18 protein-coding genes are annotated in these 16,333 nt (G+C 64.7%); 9 read left to right on the forward strand and 9 right to left on the reverse strand.

Annotated elements, in window-relative coordinates; translation table 11 throughout:
• Nucleotide 1: 1 nt before the first annotated feature.
• Both EGD98_RS06465 and rpl7ae read right to left on the reverse strand, forming a co-directional pair.
• Nucleotides 2-229, reverse strand: coding sequence for a 30S ribosomal protein S28e (locus EGD98_RS06465; RefSeq protein ID WP_220587524.1), 228 nt, complete (start codon nt 227-229; stop codon nt 2-4).
• 11 nt (nt 230-240) lie between these two features.
• The gene (gene rpl7ae / locus EGD98_RS06470) at nt 241-603 is read right to left on the reverse strand and encodes a 50S ribosomal protein L7Ae (RefSeq protein WP_220587525.1); all 363 of its coding nucleotides are present in this window, start codon (nt 601-603) and stop codon (nt 241-243) included.
• A 259-nt stretch (nt 604-862) separates the two neighbouring features.
• Between rpl7ae and EGD98_RS06475 the strand changes: the two genes are divergently transcribed.
• From EGD98_RS06475 to EGD98_RS06515, 9 genes are all read left to right on the forward strand, one after another.
• Nucleotides 863-1,102 (forward strand): DUF5816 domain-containing protein, encoded by a 240-nt coding sequence (locus EGD98_RS06475; protein ID WP_220587526.1) that lies wholly within the window; start codon nt 863-865, stop codon nt 1,100-1,102.
• A gap of 72 nt (nt 1,103-1,174) precedes the next feature.
• Nucleotides 1,175-1,471, forward strand: a complete 297-nt coding sequence (locus EGD98_RS06480; protein ID WP_220587527.1) for a DUF7116 family protein — start codon at nt 1,175-1,177, stop codon at nt 1,469-1,471.
• Nucleotides 1,472-1,507: 36 nt separating this feature from the next.
• The gene (locus EGD98_RS06485) at nt 1,508-2,038 is read left to right on the forward strand and encodes a mechanosensitive ion channel domain-containing protein (protein ID WP_328762219.1); all 531 of its coding nucleotides are present in this window, start codon (nt 1,508-1,510) and stop codon (nt 2,036-2,038) included.
• A gap of 66 nt (nt 2,039-2,104) precedes the next feature.
• Complete coding sequence (locus tag EGD98_RS06490) at nt 2,105-3,019, forward strand: metal-dependent hydrolase (protein ID WP_220587528.1); 915 nt, start codon at nt 2,105-2,107, stop codon at nt 3,017-3,019.
• 123 nt (nt 3,020-3,142) lie between these two features.
• Nucleotides 3,143-3,757 (forward strand): hypothetical protein, encoded by a 615-nt coding sequence (locus tag EGD98_RS06495; protein ID WP_220587529.1) that lies wholly within the window; start codon nt 3,143-3,145, stop codon nt 3,755-3,757.
• The gene (locus EGD98_RS06500) at nt 3,754-4,413 is read left to right on the forward strand and encodes a DUF2238 domain-containing protein (protein ID WP_220587530.1); all 660 of its coding nucleotides are present in this window, start codon (nt 3,754-3,756) and stop codon (nt 4,411-4,413) included. The genes EGD98_RS06495 and EGD98_RS06500 overlap by 4 nt, the downstream gene beginning before the upstream one ends.
• A gap of 265 nt (nt 4,414-4,678) precedes the next feature.
• Nucleotides 4,679-4,909, forward strand: a complete 231-nt coding sequence (locus EGD98_RS06505) for a hypothetical protein (protein ID WP_220587531.1) — start codon at nt 4,679-4,681, stop codon at nt 4,907-4,909.
• A gap of 79 nt (nt 4,910-4,988) precedes the next feature.
• Nucleotides 4,989-5,180, forward strand: a complete 192-nt coding sequence (locus tag EGD98_RS06510; RefSeq protein ID WP_220587532.1) for a hypothetical protein — start codon at nt 4,989-4,991, stop codon at nt 5,178-5,180.
• A gap of 64 nt (nt 5,181-5,244) precedes the next feature.
• The gene (locus EGD98_RS06515) at nt 5,245-5,445 is read left to right on the forward strand and encodes a dodecin (RefSeq protein WP_220587533.1); all 201 of its coding nucleotides are present in this window, start codon (nt 5,245-5,247) and stop codon (nt 5,443-5,445) included.
• A 171-nt stretch (nt 5,446-5,616) separates the two neighbouring features.
• On the opposite strand, the gene EGD98_RS06520 is transcribed toward EGD98_RS06515, so the two are convergent.
• From EGD98_RS06520 to EGD98_RS06550, 7 genes are all read right to left on the reverse strand, one after another.
• Nucleotides 5,617-5,988 carry a HesB/IscA family protein gene (locus EGD98_RS06520; protein ID WP_220587534.1) on the reverse strand — a complete coding sequence of 124 codons (372 nt, stop codon included), beginning with the start codon at nt 5,986-5,988 and terminating at the stop codon, nt 5,617-5,619.
• A 259-nt stretch (nt 5,989-6,247) separates the two neighbouring features.
• A complete protein-coding gene (gene hisD / locus EGD98_RS06525; protein WP_220587535.1) occupies nt 6,248-7,516 on the reverse strand; it encodes a histidinol dehydrogenase in 1,269 nt (422 codons plus the stop codon).
• 44 nt (nt 7,517-7,560) lie between these two features.
• Nucleotides 7,561-8,244, reverse strand: coding sequence for a DnaJ domain-containing protein (locus EGD98_RS06530; protein ID WP_220587536.1), 684 nt, complete (start codon nt 8,242-8,244; stop codon nt 7,561-7,563).
• Between the two features lie 102 nt (nt 8,245-8,346).
• Nucleotides 8,347-10,380 (reverse strand): SpoVR family protein, encoded by a 2,034-nt coding sequence (locus tag EGD98_RS06535; protein ID WP_220587537.1) that lies wholly within the window; start codon nt 10,378-10,380, stop codon nt 8,347-8,349.
• A complete protein-coding gene (locus EGD98_RS06540; RefSeq protein ID WP_220587538.1) occupies nt 10,377-11,696 on the reverse strand; it encodes a YeaH/YhbH family protein in 1,320 nt (439 codons plus the stop codon). Before EGD98_RS06540 ends, EGD98_RS06535 begins: the two co-directional genes overlap by 4 nt.
• Entirely contained in the window at nt 11,687-13,969 is a 2,283-nt protein-coding gene (locus EGD98_RS06545; RefSeq protein ID WP_220587539.1) for a PrkA family serine protein kinase, read from the reverse strand. Before EGD98_RS06545 ends, EGD98_RS06540 begins: the two co-directional genes overlap by 10 nt.
• Nucleotides 13,970-16,042 carry a PrkA family serine protein kinase gene (locus EGD98_RS06550; protein WP_220587540.1) on the reverse strand — a complete coding sequence of 691 codons (2,073 nt, stop codon included), beginning with the start codon at nt 16,040-16,042 and terminating at the stop codon, nt 13,970-13,972.
• Between the last annotated feature and the right edge of the window lie 291 nt (nt 16,043-16,333).

Raw genomic sequence — 16,333 nt, forward strand, 5'->3', positions numbered from 1 at the left:
GTTATTGTCCTCCGATGGAGTCGGCTTCGCGGGCCGTCTCACGGAGCTGAAGGATGTCGCCCTCGCGGACGGGACCGAGGACGTTCCGGGTGATGATACGGCCCTGGTTTTCGCCCTCGCGGATGCGGCATTTGACCTGCATGGCCTCACCGTGCATCCCCGTCTTGCCGACGATCTCGATGACCTCGGCCGACGTGGCGCCGCTACTTTCGGATTCCTCAGCACTCATCTTTGGTCACCTCACCGAAGCTCCTCGACCTTGTCGGCGATGTCCTCGACGTCGGCCTCGGCCTCACCGGCGTCGGTGATGGCTGCGGCGGCGGAGCCGACTTCGAGCCCGGCGGCGTGGCCCAGGTCGTCCTGCTGCTCGACGAAGATGAAGGGGACACCCTTCTCGTCGGCCAGCTCGGGGATGTGCATGACAATCTCCTCGGGCTGGACGTCCTCGGCGACGAAGACGAGCTCGGCGGAGCCCCGTTCGACGGCCTTGGTCGTCTCGTTGGTTCCTTTCTTGACTGTGCCTGTGTCTCGTGCGACTTCCAGCGCCTCGAGGGCGTCGTCCTCGAGGTCGGCCGGAACGTCGAAATCTACGTATACTGGCATTTGTGTATTCACCTCCTGCACGCGGGCTCAGGCTCCCCCGCCGTTCGCGGGAAATCCCGCGGCACACCCCGGTGGCGTGCTGGTCCTGAGAAGGCTGGGAGCATCATCAACCCGGTGCAGGCTGTAATCGTCTGTGTGCCACGGGTCCTAAAAGCGCTTTCGAAGCCGACCCCGGTTGGCAGCCTGCCACACGGCGACGGCCACCGTCGCCCGCTGAGGGTCCCACACCCTTTACCCACCTGGCTCACCACTGGCCTCTATGGACGAACGCGCAGGTCCGGACGACCGGACCCTCTACGTCGACCGCGAGGACGGGGATATCGGGACGAAAGGCACCTTCTACGTCGTCTATCTCGACACCGAGCGGGAGCGCCGCTGGGGCTTCTTCTGTGACAACTGCGAGACGTTCAACAACGCCATGGACTCGATGGGGCGCATCCGCTGTAACGACTGTAGTAACCTGAAGAAGGCCGACGAGTGGGACGCGGCCCACGAGTAGTAAGGCCTTCCTGCTGTCAACGAGATTTCTAGTGGGAACGTTTATCACCCACCCACTGGTAGGGGTTGACAGATGGCGGCCGTTAGCACATCACTAGACGAGCGGGCTCGGTCGATATTCGACGATATCGGGTACACGGTGTCGCGCACTGAGGACGGACTACGGGCAGCCCATAAGTGGCGAGAGGTGGGCGTGACAGTGCTCGAAGGCGACACAGCGTTCCCGGAATCGGGAGAGATGCACTGTTTCGTCGCGAGGGCAGCCGAGGCCCCGGACGTCGGCGACCGACTCTCGCGGATGGACGTCGGCTACGACTGGGCGGTCATCGGCGTCCGCGAGGACGGGAGCTACGACGTCGTCAGACCGTAGCCAAACACTTACCGTTTTTTCGCCGCAGTTTCAGGTGTGCAATCGAATCTCGTCACCGACGCGTTCGCGCAGTTGTACGACGGTATCCTCACGGCGCTTCCGGACATCCTCACCGGCCTGGTGTTCCTCGGGCTCTCGGCCGTCGCTATCAAACTGATAATGCTCGGCGTCCGCGCCGTCCTGCGGCGCGCCCTGCCCGGGGAAGCGCCGGTGTACCGCCAGTTCGTGGGGGCTATCGTGCTCGTGTTCCTGTGGTTTGCCGTCGGACTCTCCTTTCTCTCTATCGTCGGGCTGACACTCGTCGCCGCCTCGCTCGGGACAGCGATCGGCTTCCTCGCGCTGGGGGTCTCCTATGCCCTCTCGGGGATGATCGCCGACGCGGTCGCCGGCGTCTACCTCCTCCGAGACCCCGATTTCAATCCGGGAGACCAGATTCGCGCCGGCGACACGACCGGCGAAGTCAGTGCCATCGAGCTTCGCAAGACCCGGTTTCTGGTCGACGGGGACGTCGTCGTCCGGGCGAACGCCGAGATAGAGAAAAACTGGACGAAGCTGTCGGCCGAGTGAGTGCGGTTCGCGTGCCACAGTCCTTGACACGGGGTATTTATAGCTATTGACGACTAACTCGATGCTATGTTCATCGGCCACGCGCTGCTGGCGTTTGCCCTCGCCGTGGTAGCCGCCGAGCGGTTCGCCGTCCCTCGCGAGCGTGCGCTTCGCTACGGTATCCTCGCCGGGTTGTTCGCCGCTGTGCCGGACGTCGACGTGGTGTATGCCCCTATCGGGCTCCTGGTACGGTCGGCCCAGACAGTGGGCCCGGACGTGTTCTGGGAGACGGCGAACGTCATCCACCGCGGCCCGACACACTCCCTTGTGATGGGCGCGGTGCTCGCCCTGGCCATCTACTGCTGGGTCGTCGCGACGCGCCCGGCACGCGCCCTCTCGCTCTCGCTTGCCGTCCTGATGGTCGCCGTCGGCTCGCTGGTCAGTGGCGCCGTAGGCGGCGCCGTCGTGCTGGTCTATACCGTCACGGGGTTCGTCGTCGCTGCCATCGCGAACCGGAAGGGCGTCTCACCCCGACCGCTGCTGGGTGCCGCACTGGTCGGCCTCCTCTCGCATCCGTTCGGTGACCTCTTTACCGGCTCGCCGCCGCCGTTCCTGTACCCATTCGACGTTGTACTTGTCGCCGAGCGCGTGGCGTTACATCCGGACCCGACGGGACAGCTACTGGCGGCCTTCGCGGTCGAACTCGCCGCCATCTGGCTTGCCGTCCTGGCGTACGCCCGGCTGACCGACCGGGAACTGCCGTCGCTTGTCAGCCCGCGGGCCTCGCTCGGTGCGGGCTATGCCGTGACCGCCCTGCTGTTGCCCGCTCCGACGATGGAGCAGTCCGCCCACTTCGTCTTCAGCGTCCTCGCTGTCGGCGTGGTGGGCGCACCAGTGCGCCCATTCCGTCGCGAGTTCGACCGCCTTCGGATGGCAGTCACCGGGCTGGCCGCCGTCACTGTCGGCGCCATCGCGTACGCGATAGCATACGGTGTCCTGTGAGACGGACCGGTGTCGCTTATTTCCGGATAGCGTCGACTCCCGAGTCGACACATATCAGTCCACCACTACGATAATCCGTATGACGGCGACAGTGTTTTCCACGCTCGCACTGACGTGGCTGGCATGAGCGCAGACGTGACGGTGCTGTTGCGCGACCGGCGGACCAACGCCGTGCTCGCGTGGCTGGTCGTCACGCTGGTCCTGGCCGTCGTCGTGGGAAGCGTCGCCGCTGGTGAACTGCTGGCGACGGCCTTCGCCGTCGCGCTGGCGGCTATCGTCCTCCTCCCGCCCATCTCGTACAGAAACGCCCAGGCGATGTTACCCTGGGAGATTCTGCTGCTGGCCGCTCTCCCGGTCGTCGGCCGACTGTTCGCGACAGTGCCGGTGACCGGCAACCTCGCGACCTACCTCTCGGTGGCCGCTATCGCACTCATCGTCGCCGTCGAGCTCCAGCTGTTCACGCCGGTGAAGATGACGCCGCGCTTTGCCGTCATCTTCGTGGGCGTGTCGACACTGGCGACGGCAGGCGTCTGGGCCGTCCTCCGCTGGGGCGCCGACCGGCTGCTCGGGACGACGTTCATCCTCGACCCCGCGCTCACCGAGCACGCTATCGAGGAGGCCCTGATGTGGGAGTTCGTCGCCTCGACCATCGCCGGGGTCGGTGCGGGGCTGCTCTTTGCCGTCTACGTCGGTCGCCAGATCGGCACCGCGCGCATCCCCGAGGAGGTACAGGCATGAGGATTCGCGACTATTTCGGCATCGGCCCGCGCCGCCAGCGCCAGGCCACCTACGTGATGGAGCTCCTCCTGGTAGTCATCTTCGCCATCGGCATCGTCACGGGCAGTACGGGCGTCATCGTCAACACCGGCGTCGGCCTGCTGGTCACCCAGCTCCCGGCACTGCTCGAACGGGACTACGGCATCGCACTCGACCCCGCGTTGACGCTGTGGATTACGACCGCCGTCTTCCTCCACGCCGTCGGCGTCATCGGGCTCCCGTGGGCGGACGCGAACTTCTATAAGACCATCTGGTGGTGGGACCATCTGACCCACGCCCTCTCGTCGTCTATCGTCGCCGCCATCGGCTATACGACCGTGCGGGCACTCGACCGACACTCCGAGGAGATCTACGTCCCGCCGCGGTTCATGTTCGTGTTCATCCTCATGTTCGTCATGGCCTTCGGCGTCGCCTGGGAGGTCCTGGAGTTCACCATCACGCTCGTGGCCGAGGCGACCGGCAACGCGACCATCCTCACCCAGTTCGGACTGGGCGATACGATGCTCGACCTCGTCTTCGACACCATCGGTGCCATCGTGGTCGCCGTCTGGGGGACGGCCCACCTGACCGACGTCGTCGGCGTCGTCGAGGGATGGCTCGACGGTCGAGGCAGTTGAACTCTCCCCCGTGGGCGAACAACTGACGACCCGACAGCTCGCCGGCCCGCTGTATCCGTGTGAGCGACCTCCTGAGCGCAATCCAGCGTTCTCGTGACGGCGGGATATGGCGGCCGCCCTATCTAGATATCATAAACGATAATCATAGCTGCGGGTTTATACATCTCAGTCCGTGATTTCATCGGTCACCTAAATTAGCCGTTTCAGGCCTTTAGAACGGCAATTAACAGGATACTACTTGTACTACCAGCACCTAATCTTGGGAATGACTGGTAATCAAAATACGAGCAATGATAATGGACTGCCGAATCTCGGCAGGCGAACGTATCTCAAAGGTGCCGCAGCGGCACTCGTTGCTGGCGGCGGGCTCTCGGGCAGCGGGACCGCAGTCGGCCAGACCACGAACGGGTTCGGCCAGGGCGAGTACGGGGCCGGCGGCTACGGCGGCAATCCCGGACTCGCAGTGTCGACCGACGGAGACGTGAACAAAGACTAGACGACACTGACCGTCGCGGGGACGCTGTCGGCTCTCGGCGAGGCGTCCGAGGCGTCAGTGTTCTTCGAGTGGGGCCTCGGTGTCCGTCGGGGTGTTCGACAGCGGCGGCAGTCGTCTCGATAGCAACGAGCGGTCGGCCAGCGGGGACAGAGCGTCCGGGACCGACGAGTTCGAATTCAAACATCGCGACGGGTCCAGCTTCTCCGTCCGCCTCCGGGTGACCGACGAGGCAGGGGCCGCCACGGAGGCAGAGCGGACAGTCGACGCCTGAGCACCGAGCGGAGGTATATGTCACCGTAGTTTTATATCTCGACCGGCCGAACTCTCGGTCGGATATGGTTTTCAAGAAAATCACGCTGATCGGGACGAGTCCGGAGAGTTTCGACGCCGCGGCCGACGACGCTATCGAGCGCGCCGAATCGACGCTGGAGAATCTGATGTGGGTCGAGGTAGACGAACTGGGCGTCGAGATAGCGAGCGTCGAGAACCGCGAGTACCAGGCGGAAGTGACAGTGGCCTTCGAGTTAGAAGAGTAGCGAGGTCGCTCGCATTGCGAGCAACCTCGAACCGGAGCGAGGACAGCGAGGCGTGACCGCAAGGACCGCCTCGAAAGCGAACGGAGAGGGACCGGAGGTCCCTCAAGCAGTCGGGCGGCTGTGCCGCCCTACGACGGTGAAACCGTGAGCGACAGCGACCCGCGAAGGAGGTTACGTTCGGAACGATTCGCCACAGCCACACTCGCTGACCACGTTGGGGTTCTCGACGTGGAACCCTGCGCCCTGCAGGCCGCCCTCGTAGGCCAGCACTGAGCCCTCGATGTAGTCGATGCTCGCGCCGTCGACGAAGACGCGCAGGCCGTTGCGCTCGTAAATCGTGTCGCCATCTTCCGGTTCGTGCTCGAATCGCATCCCGTAGGAGAGCCCGGCACAGCCGCCCTGCTGGACGTAGAGCCGGAGGCCGGCCTCGTCCATGTCCATGCCTTCGCCCTCCATGAGGCCCATTGCCTCCTCGGCTGCGGCCTCCGTAACGCCGACGTCCTCCCCGCCGAGCTCTGGCTCGCCCTCGATAGTGCTGCTCATATGGATAGATGCGCCCCCAGCCCTGTTAACCCTGACGCTGGTCGCGATACTCCTGCCGGCGTTGTCCCCTGACAGCAGTCGCAAGCCCGCTGGGCAGGCGCTTCGCCTGCCAATCCCGGGTATGAATCAACAGATATCCGCCGAGGGCATGCACACGACGAGAAGGTGGAGTGACCAACCGGGCGACCCGCCAGGGCTCACGGGTCGCTACACTCCCTCTTCGCCTGTTGCGAGGAATCTCACTCCGTTCGATTCCTCGCTACTCGAACCGCTTCTTGACGCTCTCGGCGTGGGCTTCTAGCCCCTCGGCCTCGGCGAGTGTCGTAATCGTCTCGCGCAGCTCGCCCAGCGAGTCCTCCGAGAGCCGCTGGACCGTCGTCGACCGGACGAACGTATCGACCGAGAGGCCGCCGGTGACGCGGGCAGCCCCGCCCGTCGGCAGGACGTGGTTGGTGCCGGCGGCGTAGTCGCCCGCGGCGACGGGGCTGTAGGGGCCAAGGAACACCGAGCCCGCCGAGGGGATTCGCTCCAGCAGCGCCTCGTCGTCGTCGGCCTGGATGGAGAGGTGTTCGGCGGCGTACTCCTCGGCGAAGAGGACGGCTTCGCTCATCGAGCGAGCGAGGAACACGCCGGAGGCGTCGTTGTCGAGCGCCCCACGGATGACGGCCTCGCGCTCGCGTTCGGCCGCTTGGGACTCGACGGCCTCGGCGACGGCCTCGGCGACGGCCTCGTCGTCTGTCACCGCCACGACGGAGGCGTTCTCGTCGTGTTCGGCCTGCGCGACGAGGTCGGCCGCGACGAGGTCGGGGTCGGCCGCCGCGTCTGCGACGACCATGATCTCGCTCGGCCCGGCGAGGAAGTCGATGGCCACGTCACCCCGCACCTCGGCCTTGGCGGCCGTGACCCAGCGGTTGCCCGGCCCGACGACGATGTCCGTGCTCGTGACCGTCTCGGTGCCGTACGCGAGCGCGGCGATGGCCTGGGCGCCGCCGACCTGGTAGACGGCGTCGGCACCGGCGACGTGGATGGCCGCCAGCGTGACGGGGTTGACCGACTCGGCGGGCGGCGTCGCGACGGCGACGTGTTCGACGCCGGCGACCTTCGCGGGGATGACACCCATCAGCGCGCTAGAGGGGTAGGCCGCGGTCCCGCCGGGCGCGTAGACGCCGGCGCTGTCCAGTGGGCTGAAGCGCCGGCCCAGTTCCCGCCCCTCGAAGTCGTCGCGCCAGTCCTCGGGCCGCTGGCGCTCGTGGAACGCGCGGATGTTGTCGGCCGCGTCCTCGATGGCCGCGCGGACGTCGTCGTCTATCTCCTCGTAAGCGCGTTCGGCGGCGTCGGTGATGTCGATGTTGCCGACCTCGACGTCGTCGAACTCGCTTGCGAAGCGTCGCAGCGCCACGTCGCCCTCCTCGCTGACGGCGTCGACGATGTCGGCCACGTCGTCGCGGACCGCCTCGACGCCGGCGTCGCGGTCGAACAGCGCCGACCGCTCGTCCGGTCCGAGGTCGGCGACAGTGCGTACGTTCATACGCGGGCTTCGAGACCGGTGGAAAAACGGGTTTCCCTTTGGGGCTACCGGAACAGCGCCACGCTGAGATGCAGCGCCGATACGCCGAACGTGATGAGAACCATCGCGCCGGCGACGAAAAGCGTCGTAACCGACGGGACCCCGCCGGCAGCGGTCAACAACACTGCCACCAGCGTAACAGCGCCCCCCAGGAGTACCAGATGGGCCAGCACCCAGGGGAGCACGTCGCGGACGGCGGCGAGCCTTCGTCCGAGTCCACCCCTGGATTCGACGCCGACGCGCTGGCCCGGCCGGTAGTACTCCGAGGCCGTCGCGTAGCCGTCGCTACGGTCCACGTGCTGGGTCCGTCTGGACTCGGTCGTGGCGGTCCCAGACTCGGTCGCCATCCGCTGTGCGGCCTCGCTGATGGTCTCGCTGTCGGCTGTACCGCTGTCGACCGTCGGCTCTGTACGCTCCTCGACCGTCGGCTCTGTACGCTCCTCGACCGTCCAGCTGTCGTCCAGATACCGTTTCGCGTACGCCGCGTGGCCCAGCCGGTCGTAGCGGGCCCGCTCAGTGTCGTCGGTCAGAACCTCCTTCGCGGTGGTGAGGCGCTTGAACTGTTCGCCGGCGTCTTGCGTGTCGGTGACGTCCGGGTGGTGGCGCTTCACTTGCTCGCGGTACGCGCGGACTATTGCCTGCTCGTCCGCGTCGGGCTCGACCCCGATGACCCCGTAGAGCGTTTCCATATTGAGGGCAGTTGTTAAATCTAATGGCCGAAAGCCTACATGAAACTACCGATGGTTACCAACGGTGAGTCGCGCACAAAAGGAGTACAAGCGACCGGCGACCTACGCCAGCCACTCGTCGGGCTTCGTGTTGTAGTCGATATCCGTCGCCGCGAGATGCTCGACGTCGCTCCAGGGGACGTCCTCGACGGTAACCTCCTCGCCGTCGTACCGGAGCCGTTTGCCGACCTCCTCGGGTTCGGGCTCGCGGTCCCGGCGTTTGGCGACCTCGATGTCGTGGTCGTCGAACTCCTTGACGATCGTCAGCAGGTTCACCGGCCGACCCCACAGCTCGAAGACGCGTTTGAGCACCTCCGTGGCCTGCTTGCGGTCGAGCATGATGCCGTTGTACTGGTGGGCCAGCAGTAGCTCGTTGCGGTTCCGGTAGTTGCCGTCCTGGACCACGACGGTGGGCTTGCCGAAGTTCGTGAAGGAGAGCATCAGCTTTTTCTTCACGTCCTCGTGGTCCGTCGAGGTGACCCGGTAATCGCCGGAGGCGTGGGTGTACTCGTAGGTGAAGTAGTCGTTGTCGTCGACGAACTCCTGGGTGAGGAACTCATCGAGGAAGGTCACGTCGTTGTGGCTCTCGCGAATCTCTCGCATCCGGTCCCAGCCGCGGGTGTACTCCACGTCGGCGAGGGCGTCCTCGACGCTGTCGTACCGGGAGTCGTCGAACATGTACCGCGAGACCCGCTCCAGTTCGGCCTGGCCGACCCGGGAGACAAAGCCCCGATACTGGGGCTTGACCAGCGAGTAATGCCGTTGGGCCAGCCCCTCGTAGGTCAGTACCTTCCAGGGATAGTTCGCCACGTCGAACTCGCCGTCGCGGGCCCCAATGAGGCCCTCGGCGTCGATGCGGGGGTCCTCGGGGTCGAGTTCGTCGATGTGGCCGGCGACGTTTTGCAACCAGGCCGGTGGTTCGAGGTGGTCCTGGACCTCGGTGAAGTCCACGACGTCGTGGAACGTCCGCCAGGTGACACCCTCGGTCCGGAGCAGCCGCTCGACGACCTCCCGACGGTTCTCGGTGTTCTCGACGTACTCCCAGATTTCCAGCCCCAGCTTGTAGGGGTTGAGTCCGGGCGACCCCAGCACCTGGGCCATGTGGTCCGAGTAGAGGATGAACTCGTCGTCACCGGCGAAGCGCTCGCCGGTCATCATCAGCGACTCCCAGTAGGCCGCCCACCCTTCGTTCATCACCTTCGTCATCTTCTGGGGGGCGAAGTAGTACGCCTCCCTGCGCAGGAGTTCGAGGATGTCTTTCTGCCAGTCGGTCATCTCCACCGCCTTCTCGGCGTCCTCGTCGTAGGCCATCCCGTGTTTGCGGATAAAGCCGAGCACGTCCTTCTCCGGCTGGGACGGGAAGGTCGCACCGTTGTCCTCGTCTGACTGGGCCTCCAGCCAGTCGTCGTCGAACACCTGGCGCTTGACCTCCTCGGAGAGGTCCAGCTCGTCGAGCTGGTCGGTGACGTCGACGCCCTCTATCTCCGCTAACCTATCGCGGGCCGTCTCGACCGGACGATACGGCTGGTGCTGGTCGATGTTGTCCTCCAGACAGAGGACGTGGTCGATAAAGCGCTCGACCTCGCTCCGGTCGATGTCGGGGTCCTGCATATACTCCCGGATGGTGTCGGCGTGGCGGGCCAGCATACCCGCGGCGTCCGGCCCGCGACCGTCGTCTTCGCTGCCAGCCGCTCGCGGTGGCGCGCCGTCGCTGAAGAGGCCGAACCACTCGTTGTTCGCGAAGAAGTCCGCGTGGGCCTCCACGTGCGTGATGACAGCCTTCTGGTCGGCCAGCGTGTTGGACTCCTGGAGGAAGGCATGTGAGGGGTCGTCGTTGTTGACGATCTCGAAGGCCTTCCCGCCGAGGAACTGGCCCTGTTTCTGCTGGCGGTCGTACTGCATCCCCCAACGCCAGTGCGGGTAGCGCTTCTGGAACCCGCCGTAGGCGATGAGCTCGTTCATCTCGTCGTAGTCGACCACCCAGTAGTTCACCGGGTAGGGGGTCAGCCCCAGCCGCTCGGCGAGGTTGCTCGCCTCGTTCACCGGCTCTTCGAGGTCGTCGGCGATGCGCTGTTTCCGGAATCTGTCGTCGTTCATTCTGACTCCTCCGTGCTGAGGATTTTATATATCGCGTCGACAACGTCCTCCGGCGAGGTGACGTAGGCGACCGCGACGTTGTCCGAGTCGCGGAAGCTCCGCTCGACCTCCTCGGCGTGGGTCGCGTTGATTGCGTTCCCCGACGGCTGGGTCTCCACGTAGGCGTGGAGGTTCGCCGGAATCTCCTCCATCATCGGGATGACCCGCTCCTCGGTGTCGTTCGAGGAGTTCTCGCTGTCGCCGGCTGCGAAGACGTATCGGTTCCACTCGCTCCAGGGGTACTCCTCTTCCAGCACTGCGGCCGCCAGTTCGTAGGCGCTGGAGATACGGGTCCCGCCACCAGAGCGGATGCCGAAGAACTCGTCGCGGTCGACCTCCCAGGCGTCGGCGTCGTGGGCGATGTAGACGAACTCGGCGTTATCGTACTTGCCTTGGAGATACCAGTCAAGCGGCGTGAAGGTGCGTTCGACCAGTTCCCGCTTCTTCTGGCGCATACTCCCGGAGACGTCGCGGATGTTGACCACGACGACGTTCTTCTCGCGCTCCTCGACGACCTCGGGGTAGCGGTAGCGCTCGTCCTCACGGCGGAACGGAATCTGTTCGACACCCTCCCGGCGGATACGCGTCGAGGTGTCGACTTTCTCGACCTCGGCCTCCATCTCCTCGATGGAACTCCAGGTCGATTTCTCGTCGGCCGCGATGTCGTCGTAGGCGTCCTCTATCCAGGCCTTCGAGACCGGGATGTTCTGCTCGCGGGCCCACTCGAAGACCGTTGCGGGACCCCAGCCGTCCACTTTCAGGGCCTCCCGTATGTACTCCTCGTCGAAGTCCATCGCCAGCTTGCGCTTGAGCCCCTTCTTGAACAGCCGCTCGAAGTCCAGCGTCGAGGACGGCCCGGAACGGGTGATGTCCGTGAAGTCGCCCTCCTTTTCCTCGATGACCTTCTTTCCCTTGGGGTCTAAGTCCAGCCCGAGCTGTTCGTCCAGCTCCTGGGCGAACTCTTCGGGGTCCATCTCGTAGTACTCGTGTTCGCCGCCCTCCTCGCCGGGCTCGCCGTCCTCGCCCTCCTCGCCGTCACCGGGCTGGGGCTGTGGCTGGCCGACGGGGTCGCCCTCCTCGGCGCCCTCGCCCTGGCCGACGCCGCCCTTGTCGCGCTGGTCGTAGGCGAACTCGGGCAGATTCACTATCTTGATGGGTATCTTCACCTCGTCCCCGCGGGACTGACCGAGGTCACCGTACTGGATGAACTCGGAGAGGTCCTGTCGGCGCTCCTCGCCCACTTCGCGGTACCGTTCGAGGTCGTCTTTCAGTCCCATCTGTAGCTCACCTGGCTCATGACGTGGCGGCTGGTCAGCTCCGCAGCCGCCTCGCTGTAGCCGTGCATCTCCATCATGTTCTGGATAGTCTCTTCTTTGAGCGCGGCCGTCTCGGTGCCCGACGGCGGGTTGTCCCACTGCTGTGGGTCGAAGTCCTCGTAGGTCCGCTTGACGTCGTCCCAGTCGTGGCTACCCAGGACGGTCTTGATGACCGGAATCTCCTTGGGCGAGACGTCGCCGACGCGGAACTCCTCGTCGCGGCGCTGCCACGCGTGGCGGTTCAGCGCCGTGATTATCTTGTCCGTGCGGAACTTCGTGACCGCGTGGTCGGCCTCGCCGCCCTCGTAGTTCTTCTCGTCGAAGCGGCCCAGATGCTCTATCTCGAACACCTTCATCTTCAGGGGGTCCGGGTCGACGAACTCGCCGCGCTCGTTCTCTAGCTGTTCGTCGGAGGCCCAGGCGTACACCTGCTCGATGTACTCCTCGACCGTGGACTCGTCGACGCGCTTGTCACGCATCAGCGCGGCCAGCACGTCCTGCTCCTGTTCGCCGAAGATGTAGTTTTTCACCGGCACCACGCGCTCCTCGTACTCGGTCGCCTCGCCGGGCGAGAACACCGGCGCGTCCTGTAGCCCCTCGGCGATGGCGTTTAGCACGTCCCGCGGCATGATGACGTGTTCGACCGGCAGGTCCGGGTGGTGGCGGTCCTGCGCTTCGTGGAGCAGGTCGGCCACGACGTCACGGACGTACGTCACGGGGATGCCGTGGTCGCCGTCCTGGGGGGTTATCTCGACGTCGTAATCGTCGATGTCGACGCGCTCGTCGCCCTCCATCAGGTAGCCCCGGTCGAAGAGGAGTGCCTTCTCGACGAGGTCAAGTCCAGCGGGGACGTTCGAGCTGTCCAGCCGGGAGACCACCGCATAGAGCGCCGCCGCTTCGATAGTGTGGGGCGCGATGTCTTTCTCTGTCGGCGTGTCGAGGTCGTCCCTGACAGCGACGCTCACCGGTTCCTGAATCCACGTCTCCAGTTCTTCCCAGGAGTCCGGGTCCCAGACGCTGGTCTCGTTCGTGAGCTCCCGTCGCAGCAACTGCGACTCAAGCGAGAGGTTCGTCAGGTAGGTAAACTCGTGTTTGTCGAGCCGTCGCTTGAGGGCTTTCAGCGGGTCCTGACCCTCGCGGTCGGCGTGCTGATTGAGCTGGGCCTCCAGGTCGGGGTTCGAGATGATGACAAGCTGCGTGTCGACGTCCATCCCGATACCCTTGTCCAGCTTGACGCGGCTCTCGTCGGGGACGTTCAGCAGCTTCTGGAGCAGGTCGGCGTGCTGGGCGGCGTCCTCGACGACCGTCAGCAGGCCGTTGCCCTGTGAGAGCACGCCGTCGTAAGAGAACGCCTGGGGGTTCTTCCGGCCACGGGAGTCGAGTTCGCGGAGCATCCCGTGCATCCACGACCCCACGAGTCGTTCTTTGGGCGTCCCCTCGTCCTCGGAGTGAAGGATACCGATTCCCCGACCGACGTCGACGACGAAGTTCTTGACTCGCAGATGCGAGGGGTCGGTGACGGCGGAGAAGAGGTTCTCCTCGCCGGCCCGTCGGTACTGCTCCTCCAGGAAGTTGTACGCCTCCCGGGAGAAGGGGTCCAGTTCGCCCTCGACACGGACCTCGATATGGTCGTCGAGCCGGTCGTTGATCTCGACCAGCAGCTCCTCGCGGACGTCCTTCGGGAAGACCGTCAGCGGGTGGGCCTGCACGGGGCTCTCGTACCAGTCGTCCTCGTCCTCGATGGGCGTGTCGCCGTAGGTCAGGGCGCTGTCGCTGCCGCCGGCGCCGGCGACGTTCCACTCGACCGTGTAGCGCCGGCCCTCCGGCGTCCGAGAGTACTCCCGCAGGCCGTTGATGAGACAGCGTTTGAGCTCGGATTTCCCCGTCGCAGTGGGTCCTTCGAGCCAGACGATTTTCTCGTCCTTGCCTCTCCCTGCCGCGATGGAGCGGAGGTCGTCGACGAAGGCGTTCAGCACCTCCGTGTTGCCCAGGATGGCGTGTTCGCCGTCGTTGTGTGGGTCGTCGAAGAAGCGGTAGCGCTCCTTCTCGTCGCCCTCCTCGATGACGGTCCGGGTGCCCGCCGCCTCGATGGCCGCGAGCAGGTACTTCGAGGCGTGCGAGGCGATTCCGGGCGACTCCAGGAGCGTGTCGACGTACTCGGAAAGCGCCATCGGCTCCTCGTAGGTGGCGTCGAGGGCCTCGTCGGCGCGGTCGATGTACTCCTCGCCGCTCATCTACTCCTCCATCTCGCTTTTGGCGACCTCCGCGCCGGCGAACTCGAGCACTTCCTTCGCGCCCTCCTCGGAGTAGCCCTGTTCGATGAGGGCGTCTATCCACTGGTTGCGCTCGTCGTCGTCCATATCGCCCGACGAGACCAGCGCGGAGAAGTTGATGTTGTGTTTCTTGTCCTCCCAGAGCTTGCGTTCGAGGGCACGGCGCAGGCGGTCGTTGTCCTGCGGGTTGAAGGTGTCACCCTCGCGTGCCCGGCGGCTGACCCAGTTCGAGACCTCCTGGCGGAAGTCGTCCTTGCGGTCCTCCGGGAGGTTCAGCTTCTCCTCGACGGAACGGAGGAACTGCTCGTCGGGCTCTTGCTCCCGACCGGTCAGTTCGTCCTCGACGGTGTCGTCGTCGATGTAGGCCATCACGTGGTCCATGTACTTCTCGCCCTGGCGCTGAATCTCGTCCATGTCGTATGCCAGCGCGTGGCGCACGTCCTCGATGGCCCGCTCCTTGTACTCCTCCCGGACGAGTTCGAGGAAGCGGTAGTACTCGTCGAACGACTCCGAGTCGATAGAGCCGTGGTTCTCTAAGTTCCCCTCCAGGTGGTTGAACGTCGTCAGCGGCGAGAGGAAGCTCCGTGAGCGGTGCATCGAGTCCATGATGGCCTCCGCTATCTCGTCGCCGATGAAGCGGGGCGAGACGCCGTCCATCCCCTCGCGGATGTCGGCGGCCTGTTCGGCCTCCTCGCGGAGCTTCTTCACGTCGATGTCGTCGGCCTCGTCTATCTCGCCGTTGTACGCTTTGGCCTTCTGGACCAGTTCGACCGACTCGGTGTCGGGCTCCTCGATGCGGGTGAGCACGCCGAAGAGGCCCGCCATCTCCAGGGTGTGGGGTTCGACCTGGATATCCGGCAGGTCGGCGTTGCGCAGCATCTTCCGGTATATCTTCGCCTCCTCCTCGTACTGGAGGACATAGGGGAAGTCGATGCGTTTGGTCCGGTCGTTGAAGGCCTCCATCTTCTCGTCGCCTTTCTTGTCCCGGTACTCGGGCATGTTCGTCCGGCCGACGATGACCTGGTCGATGTCGATACGGGGGTTGTTCTTCGGTTTGATAGTCTGTTCCTGACTGGCGTGCAGGAAGTCATAGAGGAACTCCCGCTGGAGTTTGAGCAGCTCCTCGCCGGAGAAGATACCGCGGTTCGCGTTACAGAACGCGCCCGAATAGTCGAAGGCTCGCGGGTCGCTCTCGCCGTAGATGGCTATCTTCGAGTAGTTGACGTCGCCGGTCAGTTCGGTCTCGTCCTGGTTCTTCTTGTCCTTGGGTTCGAAGGTCTCGATACCCTGGCGCTGGTTCTCGTCGGCAACGAAGCGAATTATCTCGACGTGGTTCTCCAGCACTTCCTGGAGGTTGTCGTCGTAGTACGCCAGTAGCCGGTCCATGTAGAACTCCGAGGCCGGGTCCAGGTCCTGCTCGTTGCGGATGGTGTAGGGGGCGTCTAGCTCCTCGTTGATGTCCTCGATGACCCGGTCGCGCTGGTCCTGTGGCAGCAAGACGAGCGGGTCCTGGTTCATCGGCGAGCGGACCACGTCGTCGGCGGGGTCCTGGTCGTGGACGACGTCACAGAGGTTCGTCCAGCGGAACGTGTACATCCGACCCTCGTCGCCGCGGGTGTAGTCCTCGTAGTACCGACGGACCTGGCGGTCAAAGTCGGACTTGCCCGACCCGACCGGACCCAGTAGGAGCTTGATGCGTTTCTCCGGGCCCAGACCACGGGCGCCGGACTTGACCTTGTTGACGAACTCGTGGATGGCCTCGTGGACCTCCCGGCCGTAGAAGGTGTTCTCCCCGTCGGTGATGGGGTCCTCGCTGGCTATCTTGTATTCGACGACGCCGGCGTCCTCGTCGTATTCGGTGCCGTAGTAGTCGAACATATCCGCCACGCGCTGGTGGGCGTTTCGGGCGATTCGTGGGTCCTCGTACAGCTGGTCGAGGTACCAGTCGAACGTCCGGGTGGTCCGGAGGTCCGCTGGAATCGTGTCCTTGTACTCCTGGCTCAGTGCTTCTAGTGTCTCTTTGTTCTGACTCATGCTATCTCGATTAGTTCTTCACGCGACGCAATCGACGCCACGCGAACGCCTCGGGGACAGTCCGACTGTAACAGCCGCCGCTCCGACCGTGAATAAGCTGGAGCCGCGGCATGACCCGTCCGTTCGGGCCGGTTGGCAAGCGATACCATGTGAATGCTGGCGGGGTGGGACGGTACCGCTCCACCCTCTTGGTAACGGGTGACAGCCTTCGACTGTAGTTCCGATACTATTTATCACATGAGAGCTTCAACAATAAGAGCCTTTTGCCATAGTACATAAACCACCGGGAAT

It is taken from the genome of Haloarcula salinisoli, from assembly GCF_019599405.1.
Classification (GTDB): Archaea; Halobacteriota; Halobacteria; order Halobacteriales; family Haloarculaceae; genus Haloarcula; species Haloarcula salinisoli.